Source organism: Stenotrophomonas sp. YJH_SMC_6 (genome assembly GCF_059371335.1).
Window position 1 is genome coordinate 169837 of the sequence record NZ_JCAFUM010000002.1, and the last position, 23502, is coordinate 193338.

Here is a 23502-nt window from a genome sequence, read left to right on the forward strand (position 1 = left end):
ACAGCGCGGGTGGGCGAGGGCCAGACTGGATCTGCAGAGGATCACGGTTCCGGCGGTGTAGTGCCTTCGTCCTTGCTGCTCCCTCTTCCAGGGCGAACAGGGCGCGGCGGGGCGATGCTACTGCACGGGCTGGCTGGCTTCAGTGATGGACACAGGTCGTGCCATGCTGTCGAACGTATTGACCTTCCAGATGTAGCGCACGCCATCCTGCTCGATGACCTTCTGCAACAACGGTATCTGCTTGGCTGCGATGATTCCGCTGGCACGCTGATATGCCGGTCGCCCGGCCAATGCCGGATAGCTGCCGGAAGCGTCAAGCTGATAGCTGAGGGTGGTGGCGCGGCCCGGCTGGACCGAGGAAAGCAGATAGCCTTCGTCCACATTGAATCGATTGCCAAAGGTGTGCCGGGTGGTGACACCCTCTGCATCCTTGACGTCCACCCACTTCGTGGCCGGCGAATTCGCCTGGCACAGTTCCTTGCTGCCGTCGGCATAGCACCCGTTGGCCGGGCCGTAACTGTAGGCCCACGTATAAGGCTGGTCGATGCCCGGCCCGGTGACTGTCCTGGAAACCAGCGACCACGTGTAGTACCTGGCGGGCGTGTATTCGATCGAGTCGAGGAACCCGCTACCCGTGCTGTCGGGCATATTGCAGCCATAACGCGCCCACGAGCGGCCATGCAGCGTCGGCTCGAAGCGATACCTCGCCACTGCACCACTGGGATGGCGGATCGAACCGGAATGGCCGTAGGTCACCACACCCGGATTCCGGCAGAAACCCCGCTCTGCGGGAACGGCACCGGCACCCATGGTGCCTACGTTGAACCCCGTAGTCTGCCAGTAGGACTGGTCCGGGAAGGTGACCTTGTAGCCACCCACCACGGTACCGTAGGTCCACGTCCTCCCGCCCGCACGGACCGCGCTCACTTCGCTTGGCAGCGTGCTGGGCGATCCAGCCGTCCATTCGAGATCGACGGTGCGGCCATCGTTGGCTGCGATGCGCAGCAACTGCCGTGGATTTGCCGGATCCCACGTGTAGGTCACCGAATTTCCAAACCGGTCTCGGGCATTGGTCGGAAGAATATGGAACTCCTGCCGGAAAAGAACGAACTCGAACTCCGTAACCGAGCCGAAGTTTCCCCGCGAGTATCCCTTCTTGATCAATGGCGGTCCGCTACCAAGGCTGGCCATATGATTGAGCGTGTAGGTGATGCCGGCAGGCGTTGTGACTTCGAAGCCCTCACCCGCCCCGTCGTCCATGGCGACGCAGCGGATGACATTGCCGCTCTTGGTTCGCATCGGGTACGCATGGCCTGTACTCGGCACCGGCCATTCGTTGCTTTGCGCGAGTAGATCCTCGTCACCGGTCTCTGGCAGGTAGAGCTGCGTTCCATGCCAGAACTCGTCGGAGTTGAAGTACTCGGTGAATGTCCCTGGCCCGGTCGGCGTCTGCGCCTTCACCGTGACGATCTCGGTTGGAGGCGGGGTGAACTTCGAACAGCGGTTGAGCGGCTCGGCCACCACGTAATTCTTCCATCCCCCCTGGGTGCTGAACGTTCCATGCACCCTGGGCAGGGCCAGGTCCCACACCCCGAACATGCCCAATCCCTGCCGGCCCTGCGCACCTGCCACCAAGCGCCGCTTGATGCCCACCTCCAGCGCACTGTTGCCCGGCAGGTCGACGTCCGTCTGCAGAAATTCCACCGAGCCGGTAAACAGCCCGATCCTTTCCCCGAACATGTCACCGGTATCCAACTGCAGAATCTGCCCGCGGGCATTCAGCGCCGCCGCGTAGTCCTCCATCACCGTCGAGCCGCGGTTGGCGCTCGACGCAGGCAGGGCCGTCATACACAGCAGCGCAGCTGCCGCGATCCTTGCGTACATGGTGTCCCCCTCGTCGACGAAGCAGAGCTTACTTCGCGCTCGTCGGCACCCGCAAGGATGATTCCCCGCACGTCACAGCGTCCTGACCCGCCCCGGCGGCCCTGGAAACGCCGTTACTCAGATACGCGTCGTGGCCATGAACCGTTCGCGGTCCTGCTGCGTGCGGCGGCGGATCTCCTCCAGCGCCTGGCTTTCGGTCGCCTGCAGCATGGCCTCGAACAGACGCTGGAAGTGATGGCGCATCGCATTGCGCGCGGCCACCGGATCGCGCGCGCGCAGGGCTTCGAAGATCGCCATGTGCTCGTCGGCACGGCTGGCGCCATCATCATGGCAGACCCGTGCATAGACCTCGGTTACCCGCGGCAGTTCGCTGCGCATGCGCCAGATCTGCTGCACGAAGAACTCCACCACCGGGTTACCGGAAAGCCGTGCGATGGCCAGGTGGAAACGGCGGTCGTACTCGCCGGCTTCCGCGTCGCTCAGGTCGCGACGGCACAGCGCTTCGGCCAGCGCCTGCAGCTCGGCAATGCCGGCATCATCCAGATTGCTTGCCGCCAGAGCGGCGGCCTCGGCCTCGAATACCGCGCGGGCAGCGGTGAGGTCGAAGGCGCTGACATCCGGCAGCCCGCCGGGCGCCTGCGTCGGGCGCGGCTTCACATGCACGCCCGAACCGATGCGGATCGCGATCCAGCCCTGTGCTTCCAGTGCGATCTCGGCTTCGCGGATGGTGACCCGGCTGACACCGAACCGTTCGGCCAGTTCACGCTCGCCCGGCAGCCGCGAGCCCGGTGGAAATTCGCCGTCCTCGATCAGCTTGCGGAGCTTGGCAGCGATGGTCTGGTAAAGGCGGTTGGCGGACATGCGGCTGACCCTTGGCGATTCCTTCCCGGTCCCTGCCCTGCCACCGCGGCCGGCAAGGGTCCGGTTGGAGCGACGGCGCGACCACTGGCCGCGCCGCCCTGTTCAGAACTTGTATCGTACACCGAAATACGCACGTCGCCCGTAGGTCACCACTTCGCGGAAGTTCCCATAAAGCGGCTGGTAGGCCACGCGCGGCTCGTTGGTCAGGTTCATCAACTCCAGCGACAGCGACAACCGCTTGTTCACCCGGTAGCGCAGGCGCAGGTCCACGCTGGTGTTGTCATCGTAGTAGCGGTTCTGCTGTGCGGTGTTGCCGGTGAAGTCCTGGTAGTAGTGCGAGCGGAACTTGCCGATGGCCTGGATGTTGAAGCGCCCGACGTCCCAGTAGATCGAGCCGGACAGGACGTGCCGCGAGAAGCCGCTGAGGCCCGCCGGCGGCACGATCGCCGGAAGGATCGTGCCGTCACTGGCCAGCTGCTCGCCCAGTCGCGAGTCCTGGGTCCGGTAGTCGGCATCGGCGTAGTTGTAACTGACCTTGAAGCCCAGCCCGTCGAACGGCTTGGGCAGGTACGACAGTCGATGGGTGGCGGTCAGCTCGAAGCCGGTCAGCGTGCTGTCCTCGTCGGTGGTTACCTGCTGGCGTACCGGCACGGTCACGCTCTGGCCGTCGATGGTGTAGGTCTCCGGCACCAGCGCAGTGGCGGTGCCGCCGTTGAACTGCTTCCAGTACACCGCGCCGGCCAGCATCGTGTCCGGGTTCGGGTACCACTCCAGTGACAGGTCGCCGTTCCAGGACATCAGCGGCTGCGCGGCGGGGTTGCCGCTGGCGCTGATGTCATCCAGCGCGTCGGCCAGATTGCCGTAGGTGGCATCACTGCTCACGTTGATGGTGCGCCCGGCACCCAGCGCGGCGATGTCCGGCCGTGACATCGCGCGGTATGCACCGACCCGCAGCAACACGTCCGGGCGCAGTTCGAAGGCCGCGTTGAGGCTGGGCAGCAGCTTGTCGTTGCCCGCCTTGAACACCTGCGTGCTGTACGCACCGGTGGGTTGCAGGCGGATCGTGCCGTCACCATTGTCCTCGATACGCAGCCCGGTACGCACGCCTTCGGAGCGAACGTCGGTCTTGACCCAGCGCAGGCCGAGGTTGCCGGTCACCGGCAAGCCGAACAGGCTGCTGCTGAACTCCCCCATCAGATAGAGCGCGCGTGTCTTCTCGGTGATATCGACATTGTTCGGATCCTGGAAACCCGGATCCAACCCACTGTCGAGGCTGCCACGGAACGACTGGTACAGGCAGTTCGGATCGAAGTACGCCCACGAGGAGATCGTGTTGCCGCTGGCGGCATCCATGAAGTCATCCTGTGGGAACGGCGCGCGGCAGACCTGGTTGGCGGCGATGATCTTCGCCTTGTCGGCCGCCACGCGCTGGTCGTAATCGCTTACCAGGGTGTTGTCGCGCAGGCGGTAGTCCGCCTGGCTGGCACGCACGCCACCCTTGATACGGGTGAAGAAGCCGGACTCCGGCATGAAGCTGGCATCGAAGCGGCCGGCCTTGATCCTGTGGTCGTTCTCCGTTGCGCTGGAGGTGACGCGCGCCGCGCCGGTGTAGGCGTCCCAGTTGTTGGGGTCGAAGTTCGGCGCCAGCGCGACACTGGGCACTTCGCCGTGCCAGTCCCAGTCATAGTCCACGTAGCCGGTGGCACCACTGCTGATGCCCGGCACGATGGCATTGTTGACGTCGCGCTGGTTGGCACGAAGGCGGGTCATGCGCTCGCTGTCGAGGCGATTGGTGTGCGAGTACGAAAGATCCGTGGACAGTTCCCAGGCCGGGGTCGGTCGCAGGATCAGGTTCAGGCCACCCCCGGTGTACTCCTCACCACGCCAGTAGCGGTTTGAGGTGGAATCAATCGAGGTGCTGCCATGCAGGTGGCGCACGATGCCGTCCTCGTCCACCTCGCGCCGGGTGATGCCACGGCGGGCGTTGGACAGGCTCAGGTCGCTGCGGTTCTCGTACCAGTTGCGCTCGGTGTGTTCGAAGTCGAGGTTCACTTCAACCACGTCATTGGGCCGCCACTGCAATGCGGCGAACTCGCTCTGCCGGTCGTTACGCTCCTGCTTGAGCCGGTAGATGCGGCTGCTTGGCACCAGGTAGTACGGCGCGCCGTTGGCGATGGCCTGCGCGGACACTTCATTGCAGTTGGCATTGCCCACGTTCTGCGTGCCATCGCAGGCATACCAGGTGGAACCGCTGGTGATGCTCTCTTCCGGGTCGGTGCCGTCCAGGCGCTGGAAGCCCAGCGAGATGCCCAGCTTCTGCCCGTTGCCGAACTCGAACTGGTCGATGTAGCTGGCGGTGCCGCGATAGCCGATGCCGTCGTCGTCGCGGTACTTCTTGTCATACTCGGCCCAGCTGCCGCGCAGGTCCAGCTGCGCCGCACGCTTGCCGTACTCCAGTGGGCGCACTGTTTCCAGGCCGATGGTGCCAGCCACGCCGCCTTCGATGATGTCGGCGCGCTGTGTCTTGTAGATGGCCACCGTATTGATCAGCTCGGCGGGGAACATGTTGAAGTTCACCGAGCGGTCGCCGCTGCCGTTGGTGATCTCGCGGCCATTGAAGTTGGTGCTGCTGAGGAAGGCACCCAGGCCACGGATGGAGATTTCCGAGGCGCCGGTCTTGTCGCGGGTCGAAGCGGCGCCGGTCAGGGTCTCGATCGCATCGGCCAGCGAAGGCGCCGGCAGGTCGCCGATGTCATCGGCCGAGAGCACGTCGGCAATGACCGTGTCATCGCGCTTCTTGTTGATCGAACTCTGCATCGATTCGCGGATGCCGGTGACCTGCACCTGGTCCAGCGTGGTGGGATCCTGCCCTGCCGCGTCCTTGCCGGATTGCGCCTGGGCCGTGGGCAGCCCCGCCAGCACGGCGAGCAGCGCCACGATCAGGGGTGTGGGGGACAACGAGATGCTGTGCACTGCTCCGGCGGGTCGCCGCATGGTTTCCTCCTCCCAAAGGATCGCCTGCATGCCAGGCGTGGGACGCAGCTTCGGCACGGCGACATGACAATGTCAACCAATTGGTATGCGATTGTTCAAATGCCTTTGATCCATACCACTTTATCGCAATTTAATGTGCTCATGCAGCATGACTTTGCGCGAAAGCTGGCTTACAACAGACCCGAAAGTGGTATGCAGGCCCACCCTGAAACGACGGCCCGGCCGTCCCTGGAAGGATTTCATGCGCATTCACTCGCTGGCGCGTCACCGATCCAATGATTCATGGCTGTTTTGCCTGACCACTGGTCTGGCAATGTGCCTGACCACTTCAGCAGCAAGTGCAGCCAGCTGGCTCGTCCACGATGTCGCGGAGTTCACTACCGCCGCCTCGGCGCTGCAGCCTGGCGATGAGATCGTGCTGGCTGACGGCACCTGGACCGATGCCCGGCTGCTGCTTAAGGGTCAGGGCACGGCAGCCGCACCGATCGTGCTGCGCGCGCAGACCGCCGGCAAGGTCGTCCTCAGCGGACGCTCGGACCTGCGCCTGGCCGGGAACTACCTGCAGGTGTCCAACCTGGTGTTCCGCAACGGCTATGCGCCGGGTGATGCGGTGGTGGCGTTCCGCGAGTCGAGCAAGGCCGTCGCCAGCAACAGCCGCGTCACCGGCCTGGTGATCGATGACTACACCAACCCGGATGCCAGCGACCAGGACTACTGGGTATCGCTGTATGGCAGCAACAACCGGTTGGATCACAGCCAGTTGCGCGGCAAGACCAACGCCGGGCCGACCGTGGTGGTGGTGCGCGATGCCACCCAGGGCCTGGACAACCAGCACCGTATCGACCACAACTGGTTCGGGCCGCGCCCGGCGCTGGGCGTCAACGGGGGCGAAACGATCCGCGTCGGCACCAGCGACAGCTCACTGAGCGATTCCAACAGCACGGTGGAGAACAACTGGTTCGAAGGCTGCGACGGCGAGACTGAGATCATCAGCAACAAGTCCGGCGGCAACACCTACCGCGGCAACGTGTTCTACCGTTCGGCCGGCGCGTTGACCCTGCGCCATGGCAACGGCAACCGGGTGATCGACAACGTCTTCCTCGGCGATGACAAGGCCGGCACCGGCGGCGTACGCATCATCAACGCCGACCAGACCGTCAGCAACAACTACTTCGAGCGGCTGGCCGGGTCCAGCAACCGCTCGGCACTGGCGGTGATGGATGCGCAGGCCAGTCCTCCGCTGTCCGGCTATGCGCCGGTGGTGAATGCCACGATCAATCGCAACACCTTAGTGGACGTGGCGAAGATCAGTTTCGGCGTCGGCCACGATGAAGCCAAAGGCATCGTGGTCGCCGCCAGCAGCAGCCGCTTCACCGGCAACCTGATCGTCAACCGCAACAGCAGCAACCCACCAACTGCCGCCAGTTCGCTGGCCGGCATCGACTTCAGCGGCAACGTGCAGTCGCCGGCAGCCAGCACCGTGTTCCCGGGTGGCGTAGAGGGCCGTGGCGTCAGCCTGCAGCAGGCTGCCAGCGGATTGTGGGTGGCCACGCCTGCCCTGCCCGCCGTGGGCGCCGATCCTGCCCTGGCGATGACCGCGCGCGAGGCGACCGGCGTCGCCTGGTATCCCAAGGTGGGCGAAGTTGCCCTGTCACGCACCCGCAATGGAGTTGATCGATGAGGTTGCAGCCGCTGTTCGTCTCCCTGGCCTTGACCTGTCCCGTTGCCTTGATGCCGGCCCCGCTGCTGGCGGCTCCGGCCACCGTCGCGCGACAGGCCGAAGCCGCACCGGTGTTGGTCACCGCCGCACAGTGGCAGCAGATGGCCAGCGAAGGCCGCCGCTACCCGTGGTTCGCCAAGGAGCAGGCGCGCACCGAGGCAACACTGAAGAAGATGATGAAGGCCGGCATCGACGTGCCGGTGCCCAGGGACAAGGGCGGCGGGCGCACCCATGAACAGCACAAGCGCAACTACCAGGCACTGTTGGCGGCGGGCACGCTGTACCGGTTGACCGGCGACAGGGCCTACGTGGACTACGCGCGCGACATGCTGCTGCAGTACGCCCAGCTTTACCCCACGCTGGGCCCGCACCCGGAGGGTCGCGGCCAGATTCCCGGCCGCGTGTTCTGGCAGGTGCTCAACGATTCGGTGTGGCTGGTCAACGCCATCCAGGGCTATGACGCGATCCGTGACGCGCTGTCCGCCGAGGACCGCGACACCATCGAATCGAAGGTGTTCCGGCCGATGGCCGAGTTCCTCGTCAGCGAACCGAAGAACTACGACCAGATCCATAACCACGCCACGTGGGCGGTGGCCGCCACCGGCATGACCGGCTACGTGCTGCGCGACCAGGAACTGGTGGAGAAGTCCCTGCGCGGCAGCCAGAAGGACGACAAGTTCGGCTTCCTGCGGCAGATCGACCTGCTGTTCTCGCCCGATGGCTACTACGAGGAAGGCCCTTACTACCAGCGCTATGCACTGGCGCCGTTCCTGCTGTTCGCCAACGCCATCGAACGCAATGAGCCGCAGCGGAAGATCTTCGCGCGTCGCGATGGCGTGCTGCTGAAGGCGGTGGATGTGCTGGTGCAGTCCAGCTATGGCGGCCTGTTCTTCCCGATCAACGATGCGATCCTGGACAAGGGCATCGACACCGAAGAGCTGGTGGCCGGCATCGGCATCGCCTATACGCGCACCAGTGATGACCGCCTGTTGTCGGTGGCCCAGCAGCAGAAACGCCTGCTGTTGTCACCCGAAGGCCTGCAGGTGGCGCAGGCACTGTCCGCCAACAAGGCCAAGCCCTTCGACTACCGCCCGATGCTGCTGCGCGATGGCCCCGACGGCGACCGCGGCGGCCTGGCGATCCTTCGCATGAACGGCGAACGCGGCCAGGCACTGGTGCAGAAGGACACGATGCAGGGCATGGGACACGGCCACTTCGACAAGCTCAACTGGCTGTTCTACGACAACGGCAACCCGGTGGTGACCGATTACGGCGCCGCCCGCTTCCTCAACGTGGAAGCCAAGCGCGGTGGCATCTACCTGGCCGAGAACCGCAGCTGGGCCAAGCAGACCGTGGCCCACAACACCCTGGTGGTGGACGAGCAGAGCCACTTCATGGGCGACTGGAAGCGTGGCGAGGAACATGCCCCGCAGGTGCGCTTCTTCCAGGCCGATGCCGATACCCAGATCGCCTCGGCAACGATGCGCGATGCCTATCCCGGCGTGGCGTTCACCCGCACCCAGGCGCTGCTGCGCCACCCCGACCTGGGCCTGCCGGTGGTGCTGGACCTGCTGCAGGTGCACGGCGACAAGGCCGCGCGCTACGACCTGCCGCTGCACTTCAACGGCCACATCGTCACCACCGGCTTCGAGGCCGAGCACTTCCCCAGCCAGCGCCCGGTGCTGGGCAAGGACAACGGCTACCAGCACCTGTGGCTGGATGCACGCAGCAAACCCGGCAGCGAGCCGCGGTCGCTGGCGTGGCTGCTGGACGGGCGCTTCTACACCTACCGCTTCGGCAGCAGCGCGCCGGCGCAGGCGCTGCTGGTGGAAAGCGGCGCGAACGATCCGGAATTCAACCTGCGCCGTGAGCCTGCCCTGCTGCAGCGCGTGGACGGCCAGAAGGAGGTCACCTTCTTCAGCGTGCTGGAGCCGCATGGGGAGTACAACGGCACCGCCGAGTACGTGCATGGCGCCGACAGCCGCATCAGGGAGATCGTGCGTACCCGCGGCAGCGATGCCGAGGTGATCGAGCTGCGCCTGGCCAGTGGCGCGCGCATCGCCCTCGGCGTGGCCGACGACAGCAGCGCCAAGGGCGAGCACAGCGTGAGCGTGGACGGCCATGCCTACCGCTGGAGCGGCAGCCACGCACGCATGGACCGCAGCAAGGGTGACGGCAAATGAACGGCCCTGCGGTGGTGGCCAACCTGCGCAAGGTGCCGGTGCGTTCAGCCGTGCGCTGGCTGATCGTGGGCCTGATTGCCGTTGCCACGATCATCAACTACATCGACCGCAACGCACTGGCGGTGATGTGGCCGGAAATCGCCAGGGAAGTGGGCGCGACCAAGGATGACTACGCCCTGCTGGTGACGGTGTTCATGCTGTTCTACGCCGCCGGCCAGTTCCTGTTCGGCCGCCTGTTCGACATGATCGGCACGCGCCTGGGTTTCGCCCTGTCGATCAGCGTGTGGTCGATCTCCATCGCCCTGCACTCGATCACCCATTCGATGCTGTCCTTCAGCCTGGTGCGGGCGATGCTCGGCATCAGCGAGGCCGGTGCGTGGCCGGGCGCGGTGAAGGCCAATGCCGAGTGGTTCCCGGCGCGCGAGCGCGCATTGGCGCAAGGCGTGTTCAACGCCGGCGCGTCGATCGGCGCGATCGTTTCCGCGCCGGCCATCGCCGGCCTCTACCTGTGGCTGGGCTGGCGCGGTACCTTCGTGCTGGTCGGTGCCATCGGTTTCCTGTGGCTGCTGCCGTGGCTGCTTGTCTACCGCGCCGGGCCGGACAAGCACCCGTGGGTGAGCGATGCCGAGCGCCGGCTGATCCAGGAAGACCAGGCCGGGCAACAGGCGGTGGTGGCGCCGAAGGCCAGCGTTCGTGAGCTGCTGGCCCACCGGCAGAGCTGGGGCATGCTCGCCTGCCGCTTCCTGCTGGACCCGATCTGGTGGCTGTTCGTGTCCTGGCTGCCGATCTACCTGGCTGAAACCTTCGGCTTCGACATCAAGCAGATCGGCCTGTTCGCCTGGGTGCCGTTTGTCGGCGCGATGCTGGGCAGCCTGAGTGGTGGCTGGTTGTCCGGGCGCCTGATCCGCGCCGGGCGCAGCGTGGACCGCGCCCGCAAGCTGTCCATAACGCTGGGCTGCGTGGTCATGGCTCCTTCCCTGCTGGGTGCCGTGCTGGCCAACCAGCCGCTGCTGGCGGTGCTGGCAATCGCTGCGGTGCTGTTCGGCTTCCAGGTGGCCATCGGCAACATCCAGACCCTGCCGGGCGACCTGTTCGACGGCCGCTCGGTGGGCACGCTGGCAGGCCTGGGTGGCCTGGCTGCCGTGGCCGGCACCTTGATCACCACTTGGCTGGTGCCGGTGCTGACCCGCCACTCCTATGCCCCGATCTTCATCCTCGTTGCCGCCCTGGTGCCGCTGTCGCTGGCCGCGCTGTGGTGGTGGACCGGCCCTATCCGGAAGCTCGACCGCCGCGGCGGTTGAGCCCACGTTTTTCATCCCCCCGCAAACCAAGGAGTTTTCCGCATGTCGTTCCAGGACAAGGTGGCCATTGTCACCGGCGGTGGCCGCGATATCGGTCGCGCCGTTTCGATCAAGCTGGCTGCCGCCGGTGCACGCGTCTGCATCAACTACGCCAATGACGAGGCCAGTGCCCAGGAAACGCTGGCACGGATCCAGGCGGCCGGTGGCCAGGCCATGGTGCATCGCGCCGACGTCACCGATGCCACGGCCGTCGCCGGCCTGGTCGCTGCGGCACAGGCCGCGTTCGGCGAGCGCATCGACCTGCTGGTGAACGTGGCCGGTGGCATGGTGCAGCGCCGGCCGCTGGCCGACATCGACCCGGTGTTCTTCCACACCGTGATGGACCTGAACCTGACCTCGACCTACCTCACCACCCACGCGGTGGTGCCGCACATGCGCGAAGGCGCGGCCATCGTCAACTTCGCCTCGCAGGCAGGTCGTGATGGCGGCGGCCCGGGCGCATCGATCTACGCCACCGCCAAGGCGGCGGTGATGACCTTCACCCGCGCCATGGCCAAGGAGCTGGGGCCGAAGGGTATCCGGGTGAACGCGCTGTGCTGCGGCATGATCGCCACCCGCTTCCACGATGAATTCACCAAGCCGGAAGTACGCACGGCCGTTGCCGGCGCCACCCCGTTGCGCCGCCAGGGCGCGCCGGACGAAGCCGCCGACGCTGCGGTGTTCCTGGCCTCGGATGCGGCGGCGTTCATTACCGGCGCGAATCTGGACGTCAACGGCGGCACCTACTTCTCCTGACACCTGACCGGACTCCTGCCCATGCAGCGCTGGACACTTCTGTTTTCATTGACGCTCTGCTCCGCCATGACGGCGCCCGCCGTGTGGGCCGCACCCGTGTGGGTCACTGCCTGGACGGCCGCGCCCGCGCCCGACCGCAAGGACGGAACGTCCGAGGCACCCGTACAGTTCGCCGCACAGACCGTGCGCCAGGACATGCGTATCGGCAGCCGTGGCGATGCGCTGCGGCTGCGCATCAGCAACGAGCTCGGCACGACGCCCTTGCGGGTCGAGGACCTGCGTGTGGGAGTGAAGGACGGCAAGGCCGCACCGCTGCCGGTAACGGTGGATGGCCGCGCGGTCATCGAGGTGCCGGTCGGAGCCGCGCTGCTGAGCGACCCGGTGCGGATGCCGGTGGCGGCGCTGCAGGAGATCAGCGTGAGTGCCTATTTCCCGCAGCCCACCCGCCCCGCGGTGCGCCGCACCGAGCTGCGGGTCGCAGATGGCAAGCAGACAGCCGTCGCCGACAGCGTGCGGCTGAGCTACCAGCAGAACGTGTTCTCGGCAGTGATGGTGCAGCGTGATGATCGTCCCCAGGTAATCGTGGCGCTGGGCGATTCCATCACGGAAGGCGCCACCGCACGCCGCGGCAGCTTCAACCAGTGGCCGGAGCGATTGGCGCAGCGCCTGCAGCAGGCCTGCCCGAACCGGTTCGTGGTGCTCAACCAGGGCATCAGCGGCAACAAGCTGCTTGACCACGGCCGCAGCCACAGTGCGCTGTCACGATTGGATCGCGATGTGATCGCGGTGGCCGACGCCGATCAGGTGATCCTGTTCGAAGGCATCAATGACATCCGCCACGGTGGTGGCGCGCAGCCGCTGCCTGGACGCAGTGCGGCGGACATGCTGCTGGGCTATCAGCAGGTTGCGGCGCGGCTGCATGCGCACGGCATCCGCGCCTGGCTGGGTACGTTGACCCCGTTCGGCGGTTCCGAGCGCTACGAGCCCGTGTCCGCCGCCACCCGCACCACGATCAACCAGTGGGCACGCGGCGGCAACAGCGGCTTCGATGGCATCATCGATTTCGATGCCGCGCTGCGTGACCCGAAGGCAGCCGAATCGTTGCCCAACGAGATCACCCGCGACCATCTGCATCCCAACGACGAAGGCTACCGGCGCATGGCCGATGCCATCGATCTGCGCATGCTGGGCTGCACCACCCCCGAGTGAGAGAGAACCGATGAGCCGCGTCGTTTGTTTCGGTGAGTTGCTGCTGCGCCTGGGTGCACCCGGTCGTGAACTGCTGCTGCAGACGCCGCAGCTGCAGGTTCATGTGGGAGGTGCCGAGGCCAATGTGGCGGTCTCGCTGGCCAGCCTGGGCCACGATGTGCAGATGGTCAGCACGGTACCCGGTAACGCGCTGGGCCGGCATGCTGTGGCCGAGCTGCGGCGGCATGGCGTGGGCGTGGGCGCCGTGCGTGAAGTGGAGGGTGATCGCATGGGCCTGTACTTCCTGGCGACCGGTGCGGTGCAGCGCGCCAGTGAAGTGGTGTATGACCGGGCCGGTTCTGCATTCGCAAACAGCAATGCCAGTGACCATGCGTGGCCTGCCCTGCTGTCCGGCGCGCACCTGCTGCATGTCTCGGGCGTGAGCCCGGCGCTGGGCGCCAACGTGGCCGAGTCGGTGCTGGGTGCCGTGCGTGCGGCTCGCGCGGCCGGTGTGCAGGTGTCCTTCGACGGCAATTATCGTCCCTCACTGTGGCGACGCTGGGATGGCGACGCAGCGGCGATCCTGCGTGAGCTGTTCGCCGAGGCCGACATTGTCTTTGCCGATCATCGGGACATCGAACTGGTGCTGGGGCTGCACTTCGCGCAGGACGATGCGGTCGCCCGAACCGAGGCCGCTGCGGCCGCTGCTTTTGCCGCGTTCCCGCACCTGCGGTGGCTGTCCTGCACCCAGCGCGAGGTGGTGAGTGCAGACCATCACATCCTGGGCGCGCTGCTGCTCGGCCGCGACGGCACGCGGGCGCAGGCACCACCGCGCCCGCTGCCCGGTATCGTTGATCGCATCGGGGGCGGCGATGCCTTTGCCGCCGGCATCCTGCACGGATTGCTGTCCGGGCTCGACGCAGAAAGCACCGTGGGCTTCGGACTGGCTGCGGGCGCGTTGAAGCACGCCATTCCCGGCGACTTCAGCCCGGTCGCTGAGGCGCAGGTGCTGGCTCTGCTGGGCAATGGAGGTGCCGATGTCCAGCGCTGAATGCCGAGCGCGCGCGGTCACCCCGCCGGGGTGGCGACGAAGCGACGGTTGGGACGCAGATAGATGCTGCCGGAACGGGCATCCAGCAGGATATTGAACTGCTGCAGGACTTCGCTGCCAAGCGTCCCGTCGTCCGTGGAGCCATCGTCATCGACGGTGATCGAGGCTTTCGGCTCCTTCAGTTGCAGGGTCGAGATGCTGGCCACGGGCACGCGCACGTCCACCGCGCGGATCTTCCGGCCCGCGCTGCCGCTGAACTGTGATGTTCCAACTCGTTCCGGAAACGCTTCCTGCAGGCGGTGGGCGGTGCCGAAGGCATAGGACAGGTCGATGTTGCCGTTGCTGCCGGTGTCCAGGGTAAGCCAGGGTGTGAAAGTGCTGTTGCCGTTGCCGAGCGTGACCTGGATGGCCGGAATGTTGTCAATCCAGCGCACGGTGGCCCGGACATACCCGGCAAGGTCGGGAACCTCGTCATGCAGACGCAGCAGGCTGCGGTCGTAGTCGATCTCCAGCACCTTGCCCTGGAAGAAGGTCCAGCCCAGTACCGCATCGAAGGGGCGCCCCGTGTAGTCGATCACCACGGCTCCCATCGGTCGCTGCACGCCGCCGATCTGCACGGCGTTGTGCGTGCTGTAGTCGAGAAGCGTGACGCCATCGGAACCGGTGTTCTCACTCTGGTCGTCAATGACCAGCTTCGCGTCCTGCTGGATGTGCCTGGCAACGGCCATGGCCGACGCGCCTGTATCGACGAGAAAGCGCAGTGGTCGGGAGCCGTTGATCGTGCCCTCCACGTAGATCCGGTGATCCTTGCCCAGCTCGAAGGGAACTTCAGTGACCGCAGCACCTGCTGCGAAGGGCACCAGCATGATCAACATCGCGCATGGAAGCGCAGTACGAGGCAGTTCGCACATCCGAGGGCTCCTTCGGTCAGTAGAGCTGCAGCAGCGGTTGCCCGGCTCATTACGGGTTGGATGCAGCTGCCAGTGAAAAGGTTTAATGCGCCGGAACTGCTTCACCTGTACGCCACCAGGACGGGATCATCGTCCGGAGATCCACGCCTCAAGTGCCGGGGTGTCCCGCATGTCGCCGGTATAGCGATGATCGGGCACGTGCGGTTCGTTCGAACCACGCACCCGCCCCCGGAATACCTTCATCGGCACCGAAATCCTGGCCAGCCCGCTTGGCAGCCGCTCCGGCCTGACATCCATGTAGAGGCTGTCGGCCGAAGTTTCGACGCCGACCTGCATTGCGCCCAGCCGTTTCCACAGATCCAGCGCATCGAGGCAGGCCGAGCCGCAGGAAGCATCGGCCACGATCACCACCCTGCCCGTGTGTCCGGATCCGGCCTGCTCTACCTGCGATACCGCGGCGGCCGGATCATTGGCCGGTTCCCGCCACAATGGCTGGCCTTGCTCTCTTGCCTGCGCCATCCCTTCGGTCACGGACTGCAGCATGTGTAGCAACGCCGGTGATGCGTCAGCTGCCTGCTTCAGTTTCTCCAGAAAGCCACGCAGCTGTGCGATGTTGGGCTCGGACGCCCGCCACTCCACCCAGCTGTCGTCACGCACTGCGTCCACGGCCTCGCGCCTCCAGATCAACCGCGCCAGCTCGATGCTCCAGTGCGACGCACCACCGCTGTTGCCGCGCACATCGAGCACAACCCATGGCGCCTGCCGCAACGCATCAGCCACCGGGGTGAGTTGCTGCAGCATCCGGGTCAGCTCCTTGAAATTGGCCGCAGTGGGATCGGCATTGAAGCTGCTTGTGGTGATCCAGTAGCCGCCATTGGGCATCGTGTGCCAGCCATTGGCCGGTCGGAAGCTGCGCCGGGTGTCGGCCAGCCGCTCCTTGCGCTGTGCGGCCTGCAGCGGCTGCCACTGCAGTGCATAGGATTTCTCGCGTCCGTCCACCAGGAAAACGCAGGTGCGCAGTGCCGGCACGTAAGGATTGCCCTGCTCCAGCAATACCTCACCGCCGCCGTGGATGCGGCTCGCCTGCAGGTTCCAGCGCCCGCTGAAGTCCCCGATCCTGCGCGCAGCCAGCGTCTGTGCATCGATGCCATCACAGGACAGCAATCGTGCTCCAAGTGGCGGATGGCCTGGGCCACCGTCCACGGTCATGACCACCTGCGTGTCGCCATCGAAGCCGGTCAGGAAGCCGGGCCACTGCGTTGGAAGATCGGGAGCGTCGGCAAGCGCGTTGAGGCTGACGTGGCCGTCATTGAAGGAGGCCGCGTAACCCTTCATGGCCCACCAGTAGCCCGCGAAGCTGTCGACATTGGCCGCGCGCGAGCGGGCAAGCGCCGAGGCAGCCTCCAGCTGCGGAAGGAAACCGGGATTCCGCGAATCCACGGCGCCCGGATGGCTACCGCGCATGGCCGCGTTGGCAGCGTCCAGATCCTTCGACAGCGTGTCCGACCAGGCGATCGGCGCACCCTGTGCGGTGGGCGCCGCAAGCACTGCACCGAGCAGCAGCCCTGAAATGACCATGGATTCATCCCTTTCCCGGACCAAACGCCGGTCTCGCAGTTTTCCAGCCTGGCGTACCGCGCCCGCCGCAACGGGCGCGGCCTTCCATCAATGCAGCGGCACCTTCAGCACCGAAGGCGCGTTGGCAGGCGAACTGAAGGTCACCGTACCTCCCAACTGGCTGATACCCGAGTAGCGCAGATCCACCGTATCAACCACCAGGGTCAGGCGGCTGCCAGCCGGAATGTTCCAGCTGCTGGCTTCCAGCCGCAGGTCGATGGTCTTCGCCTGCCCCGGCGTGACACCGCGCAGCGTGTAAGGCTTGTGGCTGATCAGCTGGCCATTGCCCAGCACGTCCTCGGCATACAGGTAGGCATACAGCGTGGTGTTGGCGCGGCTGGGCGTGACGGTCAAGCGCACTTCCGGCGTGCCGTCCAGGCGCTGCGCACTCCACTGGATCGGCCCCTGCCACACACCTGCGGCGTTGCGGCCCACGAACGGCACATAGGCGCCCGGCGGCAGATTGATCATCTGCAGCGCGCCGGAGGCCATCGCCACGCCAGAATTGGCAGCGGTCAGCAGGCCGCTGCCGATACGGTAGTTCCAGCCGGTGCTGCTTCCACTTTCGGCCAGGCCTCCGGTGGGCAGCAGCAGCCCTTTGGGTGCGGTCAGCGCATAGCTGATGGCGCCGGCATTGGTCGCCTGCCAGTTCGCATACGTGCTCCAGCTGCCCTTCTGTGACTTCAGCTGCACCGCAGGCTGCCGGTCGATGCCATTGGCCACGCCCTTCAGGTAATGGTCGAACCAGTCGCCCACCGAATCGTAGACCTCGTTGGGAACACCCAGTGCGCCAAAGGCTTCGTTGAGCGCGTGATCGCCATGGCGCAACTGCAGCTGCTTGGGGCCCTTCAGGCGGTTGAAGAAATCGACCAGCTGGCCCGGCGGGAACAGGCTGTCGTTGAAGGCGTTGGCCAGGAACACCGCTGGCTGGTTGGCGTTGATCTCATCGATGCTGGCCCCGGGGCTGCGCTGCGCCGCCACCGGCAGCAGCGAGTCCACCGCGCCCTGGTAGTTGCCGACCAGCACATTGCGATTGATGGTGGACAGCTCCGGTCCCGGGCGACCGGTGGCCAGGCCTGCGGCAACCAACAGCGCGATGCCCTGTGCGCTGGGGGTGTCGTTGCTGTACAGCGAGGCCTGCAGGTCGGCCCATCCACTCAGTGCAGCCACTGCCTTGATGCGCGGATCGCGTGCGGCCGCCAGCAGGCTGGTGCCGGCCCCATAGGAGATGCCCGATACGCCGATTCGTGACGGGTCGGTGCGGGTGTTGTCCAGCGCCCAGTCAATCAGTGCACTGACGTCCTCCACCGTGGCCGGCCCGGCGATGTCGATGCTGCCGCCGGATTCCCAGAAGCCACGCGAGCTGTAGCTGATGACCACATAGCCGCGCCGGGCCAACGACTGCGCCACGCCCACGTACTCCACGCTGGGCACCGCCCAGCTGCTGGGCATCACCAGCAGCGGATACCGTCCGCTGCCCGCGTCCTGCGGTTCGATGACGAATGCCCCGAGAGGCGTTCCATCCCAGCTGGGAATGGTGCGATGGGTGGTCTTGATCGTGGCCGCCCAGGCGGTGGGCGCCAGCCCGGGCAGCAGGATCAACAGCAGCACTACCTTGCGCATCGTGGTCTCTCCCCGTCGGTGGTGGTGCAACGGGTTGGACCGTACCAGTGCGAATGGTGGGTGGCACCTTGCGACGCAGCATGACCGTTGCTGCACTGTCGCAACCTTTGAATCGATGCTATGACGGGACCTTCCCAAGGACGGATGGATAATGAGACCCCGGCCGCTTTCACTTGTCGCCCTGTTGCTGGTTGCCGTTGGCCCCGTGTCCGCGGAGGATCCTGCGCTGTCCGACGTGACCGCTGGCGCAGTCTTCGAAGAGGCGCAAACGCTGTGCCAGGCCGACAACGGTCGACTTTGGGGAGCGTCGCTGTGTGGGCCAATGATGCTGGTGGACAGGACCAGTCGCCGGGTCACGGCATCCCGTGCAGATGCACAGGGCAACCTGCAGGCGCGTGGAGAGGTTTTCATCGGCCAGCTTCCGCCGGACGCGATCATCGCCAACACCGCCGTCGAATGGTCCGGCACCCGCTGGACGCAGCTGCTCTGGCCGCTGCCGCAGGACGAAAGCCGGCGACGCACGCTGCTGGCCCACGAGATGTTCCACCGCCTGCAACCCGCGCTGTCGATCGCAGCGCCGGCAGAGGACGGCAATGAACACCTCGACACGCTTGAAGGACGCTATTGGCTGCAGCTGGAATGGCGCGCACTGGCGGATGCGCTTGCGGCCACCGATGCAGTGGCGCAGCACACTGCGATGATGGATGCGCTTGCATTCCGCGCCGAACGCCACCGTCAGTTCCCTGCGGCCGCGCAGGACGAAGCCGCGCTGGAATTGAACGAGGGCCTGGCTGAATACACCGGCGTGGTCGTCGGCAACCCGTCACCCGCGACACGCGTCCAGGCGGCGCTGCATGACCTCCGGGCGCACGTTGCTGATCGCAGCTTCGTCCGCTCTTTCGCCTACGCCACCGGCCCGGCCTATGGCCTGCTGCTGGACCAGGCGGCCCCCGGTTGGCGCAGCGATCTCGCCCACCACGCCCGGGATCTCGGCACGCGCCTGGCCGAAGCGACCGGTGCACCTCCACAGACGGACGTTACCGCACTGCGGGCAGCTGCCGCGCGCTACGACGGGCCAGCACTGCGCGAAGCTGAAACGCTGCGCGAACAGCAGCGCCTGGCGCAGCTGGAACACAATCGTGCGCGCTTCGTGACAGGCCCGGTCGTGCGCCTGGACCTGCGCAGCATGCGCATCCAGTTCAACCCCAACACGATGCAGCCGTTGCCTGGCCGTGGCACGGTATATCCAACGATGCGGCTGACCGACGTCTGGGGCAGCCTGGAAGTCACCGACGGTGCGTTGATGCAGAGCGACTGGAAGGCGGTGTTCGTGCAGGCGCCCGCAAATACTGAGCCGCCGCTGCAGGGGCCGGGATGGTCGCTGGACCTGAAGCCGGAGTGGTCGCTGGTGCCGGGAACACGCAATGGCGACTACGTGTTGAAGGCGAACCCCTGACGACCGCTGCAGGCGTCGCGATGCCCTAGCACGCCTGGGTTTCAGTCACGCCCTGCTCCATCTGACACATCTCCAGTGCTTGCGCGCTGTCACAGCTTGGTCTTTTCGTCGTTGACCGAAAGACGACAGCTTGTGACGCTTACGACACCGCACGGCCCCACGGCCCTGTCATCGCGGTCACGTCCTACCGCAATCCGCAGCACCCGTCTCCGCAACGCCCTCCCATGACTTCGCCCCGGCCTGGTTGTGGCGGACGGCTGCGCCCTGAACTTTTGCTGGAGAACCGCAATGCGCCTTGCAACCTTCTTCTTCGCGTTTGTCCTCAGTGCCTTCGCCGGCGCTGCCCAGGCCCAGGTCGTCACCCTCAACAAGGGCGGCTTCGTGCTCACCTACGACTGCAGCATCCACAGCGCCACCCGCTACGAATACACCCTGACCGCAGACACCGGTTCGGCCGCGCGCCCGTCCAGCTTCTACAAGGATCCGGACCTGCCGGCAGGCTGCCTCGGCCAGACCAGCACCGCTTCCTACGCCAGCATCAGATCCGGCTATGACCGCGGTCACCTGGTGACCTCCAACCACATGGACTACAACGCGACCTACATCCGCCGCGCCAACTACATGACCAACATCGTTCCGCAGGTGTCCAGCTTCAACCAGGGCATCTGGGTGAAGGCCGAGAACGTGGCCGAGTGCTACCGCGACATCGCGCCGGTGGATGTCTATGGTGGCGTGGTCTACGGCGACGCCTCCAACGACTACTTCCTTTCCAGCCACGGCATCCCGACGCCGGAGTTCTTCTGGAAGACCATCATCACCCGTGACCCGAACACCGGCACCGCCAAGGCGATCAGCTGGATCATTCCCAACGAAGCCAATCTGGGCAGCCTCGACAGCTATCTGGTGACCATCGCCGATCTGGAGGAGCTGCTGGGTGCGAGCTACGTGGCGATCAACGCACCGGCCTCGTTGAAGAACATGCTGCCGGCCAGCACCTGGCCGCAGCCGGCGGGTTGTGACCTGGGCTGACCGGCCGGCCGGGAATGGGTGGCACCCGGTCCGGGTGCCACACAGGGATGGCTGTGGGAAAATGGCGGGCAATTGCACCACTGCATTGCCCCCCCCTGGAGCTGTAGATGTCCCGTTTCCCGTTTGATGCCGTGCTGTTCGACTGCGACGGCGTACTCGTCGATTCCGAGCCGCTGGTCGCCCGCGTTCTCTCGGAAATGCTGACCGCACGTGGCTGGCCGCTGACCCCGGCGCAGGCGGGTGAAGTCTTCCTCGGCCAGTCCGTGGCCCATCTGGCTGGCCTGATCGCAGAGCGCACCGGCAAGGCGTTCACCGAGGAATGGCTTGAAGAGTTCCGCCAGCAGCGCAACCAGGCACTGGAACGTGACCTTGAAGCGATCCAGGGGGCACCCGAGGCCGTGCGTGCGATCGCTGCGGCCACCGGCGGGCGGATCGCCTGCGCTTCCGGTGCCGACCTGCACAAGGTGAAGCTGCAGCTGGGCAAGGTCGGCATCCTTGATGCCTTCGGTGCCCATGTGTTCAGTGGCCAGGACATGCCGCGCACCAAGCCGCACCCGGACGTGTACCTGGCTGCAGCCGCAGCGCTGGGCGTCGACCCGACGCGCTGTGCAGTGATCGAGGACACCGTCACCGGCGCCACTGCGGGCGTTGCCGCAGGCGCCACCGTGTTCGGCTTCAGTGAGGGTGGCCCGCACCACAGTACGCCCGAAGCCCTGCGCGCAGTCGGTGCAAAGGTGATTTTCCAGCGCATGGACCAGCTGCCGGGCCTGCTTGCCGCCTACGCGGTGGACGCCGTCGCCTGACCCTGCTCAGCCCGCAGTGCCCAGTGCGGCGCTGCGGCGCTTTCCGGCGTAGTGCAGCGCGAACAGGTACAGGCCGGTGAACAGTTGCAGGAACAGCGGCGGCAGCGGCGAATAGGTGATCCACGCTGCAGGTTCGCCCTGCCCCAGCCCGCGAACGGCGAAGTTGGCGATCACCGCCAGGGTGAACACGATCGAGGTCCAACGATGCACGGGCCGTGCCCAGCCACCGCGGCTCATTGCCGGCGCCTCGCTTCGGAACGGGCTTCGATCATCTTCCAGCCATTGCCTGATGGGTCACGGAAACCGGCGTCGATGGCGCCATAGCGCTCGATCGGCTCCTGGGTGAATTCCACACCCTGTGCCAGCCATTGCGTGTAGCGCGCCTGGCAGTCATCCACGGCCAGCACCAGCGGCGGCATTGCGCCCTTGGCCACCAGCTGCTGCAGCGCAAGCGTGGTAGCGGCGTCGTGGGTGGGCGGGCCTGGCACGAACAGGCCCAGCTGGAAACCGTCCTGGCCCGGGCTGCGTACCGTCAGCCATCGGTAGCTGCCATTGCGTACGTCGGTATGCACTTCGAAGCCGAGCTTGCCGACGTAGAACGCCAGCGCCTCATCCTGGTCGCGCACATACAGGCCGACCGTGTTCACAGTGTTCGTCATGGGACCTCCCTCAGGTAGGGTCCACGTTAGCAACCGCCTCGCGGCGGCGCTTCTCCAAAACCGCGATCTTCAGGTCCGGGCGCTGCGCGGCGCGTGCATGGCATTCCGGCACGCTGGCCGACGCCGCCTGGCCCGCACGCTCACGCTCACGCACATTGCCCGGGCTGTCACCGGTGATGTCACGGAAGATGCGGCCGAAGGTACCCAGACTGTTCCACCCGGTCTGCGCGGCGATTTCGGTGACCGGCAACTCGGTGTCACGCAACATCGCCACGGCCCGTTCGATGCGCCGGCTGAGGAGATAGCGGTGCGGTGGCAGCCCGAAGGCCTGCTTGAACGAGCGGGCGAAGTGCGCCGGCGACACCGCACTGACCTCGGCCAGGCGCGCGACCGGCCATTCCTCATGGCTGGCGCGGTCCATCCGGTCCTTGGCACGCAGCAGGCGCCGCAGCAGTTCGGGGCTCTGGTTCATGGCACCACCGCCTGGGCCAGGTAGTGGCGTGCCGCGTGCCGCGCCTCAGCGGCCTGCTCGACCAGCCAGTCACGCAATGCAATGACCTTGGCACTGCCATTTCGCGCCGTGGGTGCCACGAACCAGAAGCTGCGACCGTCGCTGGCGACACCCGGATGCGCCTGCACCAGCCGCCCGCTGTCCAGCTCGGCCTGGAAAAGGATCGGCGAACCAATGGCAATGCCTTGCCCGGCGATCGCGGCGCCGACATCCAGATGTTCGACGGCAAAGGGCGCGACGAAACTCTCCGGTGGCGGCGGTGGAATGTGTCCGTGCGCGGCAAACCACAGGGCCCACCAGTCCGGCCGCCCGAGCAGGGGAATCTCCAGCGCGCTGCTGCCCAGCCCACGCGCCTCGTGCAGCAGCGCCGGCGCACACAACGGTGTGAACACGCTGGGAAACAAGGGAGTTGCCTGAAGACCCGGCCATTCGCCCTGGCCATTGCGGATGGCGGCATCGAAGTGACCGGCAGCCAGATCCTGCGGCGCTGCCGACAGGTCCAGTTCCAGCACGAAATGCCGGTGGCGGGCGCGGAACGTGCCCAGCCGCGGCGTCAGCCAACTGGTGCCCAGCGTCGGCAGCACGGACAGGCGCAGTCGCGCCGCATCCCTGTCAGCGGCGCGCATGAAGCTGGCGCGCAGTGCATCGAATGCCCGGGTCGCCTCCTGGGCGACGCTGGCACCCGCCGCCGTCAGTTCCACGTGCTGTGCGTGGCGCAGGAACAGGCAGATGCCGGTCTGGGCCTCCAGCCGCCGCACGTGGTAGCTCACCGACGCCGCACTGGTGTCAAGCTCTTCGGCGGCGCGCGCGAAGCTGCCCAGCCGCGCCGCCGCCTCGAAGGCACGGATGGCGGCAAGCGATGGCAGCTGGCGTTGGGTGACCATAAGTGTGACTTAGCCTGAGCCCCGATATCTGC

The 23502-nt window shown here is 66.1% G+C and carries 19 protein-coding genes; 9 read left to right on the forward strand and 10 right to left on the reverse strand.

Annotated elements, in window-relative coordinates; genetic code table 11:
* Positions 1-117 precede the first annotated feature (117 nt).
* The 3 genes from AC5P9N_RS02555 to AC5P9N_RS02565 form a co-directional block, all read right to left on the reverse strand.
* Complete coding sequence (locus tag AC5P9N_RS02555; RefSeq protein WP_049460001.1) at positions 118-1884, reverse strand: hypothetical protein; 1767 nt, start codon at positions 1882-1884, stop codon at positions 118-120.
* A 117-nt stretch (positions 1885-2001) separates the two neighbouring features.
* Positions 2002-2745 (reverse strand): FadR/GntR family transcriptional regulator, encoded by a 744-nt coding sequence (locus AC5P9N_RS02560; RefSeq protein WP_005409753.1) that lies wholly within the window; start codon positions 2743-2745, stop codon positions 2002-2004.
* 102 nt (positions 2746-2847) lie between these two features.
* Positions 2848-5739 (reverse strand): TonB-dependent receptor, encoded by a 2892-nt coding sequence (locus tag AC5P9N_RS02565; RefSeq protein WP_049460002.1) that lies wholly within the window; start codon positions 5737-5739, stop codon positions 2848-2850.
* A 241-nt stretch (positions 5740-5980) separates the two neighbouring features.
* Here AC5P9N_RS02565 and AC5P9N_RS02570 point away from each other — a divergent pair, with 241 nt between their 5' ends.
* The 6 genes from AC5P9N_RS02570 to AC5P9N_RS02595 are packed head-to-tail and all read left to right on the forward strand — an operon-like array spanning position 5981 to position 13977.
* On the forward strand, positions 5981-7420 hold the full coding sequence (locus tag AC5P9N_RS02570; RefSeq protein WP_049460003.1) for a polysaccharide lyase 6 family protein: 1440 nt from the start codon (positions 5981-5983) through the stop codon (positions 7418-7420).
* Entirely contained in the window at positions 7417-9642 is a 2226-nt protein-coding gene (locus AC5P9N_RS02575; protein WP_049460004.1) for an oligoalginate lyase, read from the forward strand. Before AC5P9N_RS02570 ends, AC5P9N_RS02575 begins: the two co-directional genes overlap by 4 nt.
* The gene (locus AC5P9N_RS02580) at positions 9639-10943 is read left to right on the forward strand and encodes an MFS transporter (protein WP_099484641.1); all 1305 of its coding nucleotides are present in this window, start codon (positions 9639-9641) and stop codon (positions 10941-10943) included. The genes AC5P9N_RS02575 and AC5P9N_RS02580 overlap by 4 nt, the downstream gene beginning before the upstream one ends.
* 42 nt (positions 10944-10985) lie before the next feature.
* Positions 10986-11738, forward strand: a complete 753-nt coding sequence (locus AC5P9N_RS02585) for an SDR family NAD(P)-dependent oxidoreductase (RefSeq protein ID WP_005413520.1) — start codon at positions 10986-10988, stop codon at positions 11736-11738.
* Positions 11739-11759: 21 nt separating this feature from the next.
* Positions 11760-12947 carry a GDSL-type esterase/lipase family protein gene (locus AC5P9N_RS02590; protein ID WP_012480340.1) on the forward strand — a complete coding sequence of 396 codons (1188 nt, stop codon included), beginning with the start codon at positions 11760-11762 and terminating at the stop codon, positions 12945-12947.
* Positions 12948-12957: 10 nt separating this feature from the next.
* Entirely contained in the window at positions 12958-13977 is a 1020-nt protein-coding gene (locus AC5P9N_RS02595) for a sugar kinase (protein ID WP_099484642.1), read from the forward strand.
* A 17-nt stretch (positions 13978-13994) separates the two neighbouring features.
* Here the strand turns inward: AC5P9N_RS02595 and AC5P9N_RS02600 are convergent, their stop codons facing one another.
* The 3 genes from AC5P9N_RS02600 to AC5P9N_RS02610 all read right to left on the reverse strand — a co-directional run bounded on the left by AC5P9N_RS02600 (position 13995) and on the right by AC5P9N_RS02610 (position 18128).
* Complete coding sequence (locus AC5P9N_RS02600; RefSeq protein WP_225792061.1) at positions 13995-14843, reverse strand: retropepsin-like aspartic protease; 849 nt, start codon at positions 14841-14843, stop codon at positions 13995-13997.
* Between the two features lie 171 nt (positions 14844-15014).
* Positions 15015-16466: a S41 family peptidase gene (locus tag AC5P9N_RS02605; RefSeq protein WP_088610754.1), complete on the reverse strand. Its 1452-nt coding sequence runs from the start codon at positions 16464-16466 to the stop codon at positions 15015-15017.
* Between the two features lie 87 nt (positions 16467-16553).
* Positions 16554-18128, reverse strand: coding sequence for a S15 peptidase family protein (locus tag AC5P9N_RS02610; protein WP_099484644.1), 1575 nt, complete (start codon positions 18126-18128; stop codon positions 16554-16556).
* Between the two features lie 322 nt (positions 18129-18450).
* Here AC5P9N_RS02610 and AC5P9N_RS02615 point away from each other — a divergent pair, with 322 nt between their 5' ends.
* The 3 genes from AC5P9N_RS02615 (at position 18451) to AC5P9N_RS02625 (ending at position 21416) form a co-directional block, all read left to right on the forward strand.
* Positions 18451-19584: an adenine nucleotide alpha hydrolase family protein gene (locus AC5P9N_RS02615; protein ID WP_180863301.1), complete on the forward strand. Its 1134-nt coding sequence runs from the start codon at positions 18451-18453 to the stop codon at positions 19582-19584.
* Between the two features lie 288 nt (positions 19585-19872).
* Positions 19873-20613 (forward strand): DNA/RNA non-specific endonuclease, encoded by a 741-nt coding sequence (locus tag AC5P9N_RS02620; RefSeq protein WP_049460013.1) that lies wholly within the window; start codon positions 19873-19875, stop codon positions 20611-20613.
* 107 nt (positions 20614-20720) lie between these two features.
* On the forward strand, positions 20721-21416 hold the full coding sequence (locus AC5P9N_RS02625; protein ID WP_049460014.1) for an HAD family hydrolase: 696 nt from the start codon (positions 20721-20723) through the stop codon (positions 21414-21416).
* A gap of 6 nt (positions 21417-21422) precedes the next feature.
* Here AC5P9N_RS02625 and AC5P9N_RS02630 read toward each other — a convergent pair whose 3' ends face one another.
* From AC5P9N_RS02630 to AC5P9N_RS02645, 4 genes are read right to left on the reverse strand one after another with little or no spacing between them, the layout of a single operon-like run.
* Positions 21423-21653: a hypothetical protein gene (locus AC5P9N_RS02630; RefSeq protein ID WP_033834252.1), complete on the reverse strand. Its 231-nt coding sequence runs from the start codon at positions 21651-21653 to the stop codon at positions 21423-21425.
* The gene (locus tag AC5P9N_RS02635) at positions 21650-22075 is read right to left on the reverse strand and encodes a VOC family protein (protein ID WP_049460015.1); all 426 of its coding nucleotides are present in this window, start codon (positions 22073-22075) and stop codon (positions 21650-21652) included. Before AC5P9N_RS02635 ends, AC5P9N_RS02630 begins: the two co-directional genes overlap by 4 nt.
* Positions 22076-22085: 10 nt before the next feature.
* Entirely contained in the window at positions 22086-22547 is a 462-nt protein-coding gene (locus tag AC5P9N_RS02640; RefSeq protein ID WP_012480349.1) for a helix-turn-helix domain-containing protein, read from the reverse strand.
* Positions 22544-23470, reverse strand: a complete 927-nt coding sequence (locus AC5P9N_RS02645) for a LysR substrate-binding domain-containing protein (RefSeq protein WP_044570259.1) — start codon at positions 23468-23470, stop codon at positions 22544-22546. The genes AC5P9N_RS02640 and AC5P9N_RS02645 overlap by 4 nt, the downstream gene beginning before the upstream one ends.
* Positions 23471-23502 lie beyond the last annotated feature (32 nt).

What these genes read in the sequence shown, in the direction of transcription:
- AC5P9N_RS02555 (WP_049460001.1), bottom strand. Translation starts at nt 1,884, where the DNA reads ATGTACGCAAGGATCGCGGCAGCTGCGCTGCTGTGTATGACGGCCCTG.
- AC5P9N_RS02560 (WP_005409753.1), bottom strand. Translation starts at nt 2,745, where the DNA reads ATGTCCGCCAACCGCCTTTACCAGACCATCGCTGCCAAGCTCCGCAAG.
- AC5P9N_RS02565 (WP_049460002.1), bottom strand. Translation starts at nt 5,739, where the DNA reads ATGCGGCGACCCGCCGGAGCAGTGCACAGCATCTCGTTGTCCCCCACA.
- AC5P9N_RS02570 (WP_049460003.1), top strand. Translation starts at nt 5,981, where the DNA reads ATGCGCATTCACTCGCTGGCGCGTCACCGATCCAATGATTCATGGCTG.
- AC5P9N_RS02575 (WP_049460004.1), top strand. Translation starts at nt 7,417, where the DNA reads ATGAGGTTGCAGCCGCTGTTCGTCTCCCTGGCCTTGACCTGTCCCGTT.
- AC5P9N_RS02580 (WP_099484641.1), top strand. Translation starts at nt 9,639, where the DNA reads ATGAACGGCCCTGCGGTGGTGGCCAACCTGCGCAAGGTGCCGGTGCGT.
- AC5P9N_RS02585 (WP_005413520.1), top strand. Translation starts at nt 10,986, where the DNA reads ATGTCGTTCCAGGACAAGGTGGCCATTGTCACCGGCGGTGGCCGCGAT.
- AC5P9N_RS02590 (WP_012480340.1), top strand. Translation starts at nt 11,760, where the DNA reads ATGCAGCGCTGGACACTTCTGTTTTCATTGACGCTCTGCTCCGCCATG.
- AC5P9N_RS02595 (WP_099484642.1), top strand. Translation starts at nt 12,958, where the DNA reads ATGAGCCGCGTCGTTTGTTTCGGTGAGTTGCTGCTGCGCCTGGGTGCA.
- AC5P9N_RS02600 (WP_225792061.1), bottom strand. Translation starts at nt 14,843, where the DNA reads ATGCTGGTGCCCTTCGCAGCAGGTGCTGCGGTCACTGAAGTTCCCTTC.
- AC5P9N_RS02605 (WP_088610754.1), bottom strand. Translation starts at nt 16,466, where the DNA reads ATGGTCATTTCAGGGCTGCTGCTCGGTGCAGTGCTTGCGGCGCCCACC.
- AC5P9N_RS02610 (WP_099484644.1), bottom strand. Translation starts at nt 18,128, where the DNA reads ATGCGCAAGGTAGTGCTGCTGTTGATCCTGCTGCCCGGGCTGGCGCCC.
- AC5P9N_RS02615 (WP_180863301.1), top strand. Translation starts at nt 18,451, where the DNA reads ATGATGCTGGTGGACAGGACCAGTCGCCGGGTCACGGCATCCCGTGCA.
- AC5P9N_RS02620 (WP_049460013.1), top strand. Translation starts at nt 19,873, where the DNA reads ATGCGCCTTGCAACCTTCTTCTTCGCGTTTGTCCTCAGTGCCTTCGCC.
- AC5P9N_RS02625 (WP_049460014.1), top strand. Translation starts at nt 20,721, where the DNA reads ATGTCCCGTTTCCCGTTTGATGCCGTGCTGTTCGACTGCGACGGCGTA.
- AC5P9N_RS02630 (WP_033834252.1), bottom strand. Translation starts at nt 21,653, where the DNA reads ATGAGCCGCGGTGGCTGGGCACGGCCCGTGCATCGTTGGACCTCGATC.
- AC5P9N_RS02635 (WP_049460015.1), bottom strand. Translation starts at nt 22,075, where the DNA reads ATGACGAACACTGTGAACACGGTCGGCCTGTATGTGCGCGACCAGGAT.
- AC5P9N_RS02640 (WP_012480349.1), bottom strand. Translation starts at nt 22,547, where the DNA reads ATGAACCAGAGCCCCGAACTGCTGCGGCGCCTGCTGCGTGCCAAGGAC.
- AC5P9N_RS02645 (WP_044570259.1), bottom strand. Translation starts at nt 23,470, where the DNA reads ATGGTCACCCAACGCCAGCTGCCATCGCTTGCCGCCATCCGTGCCTTC.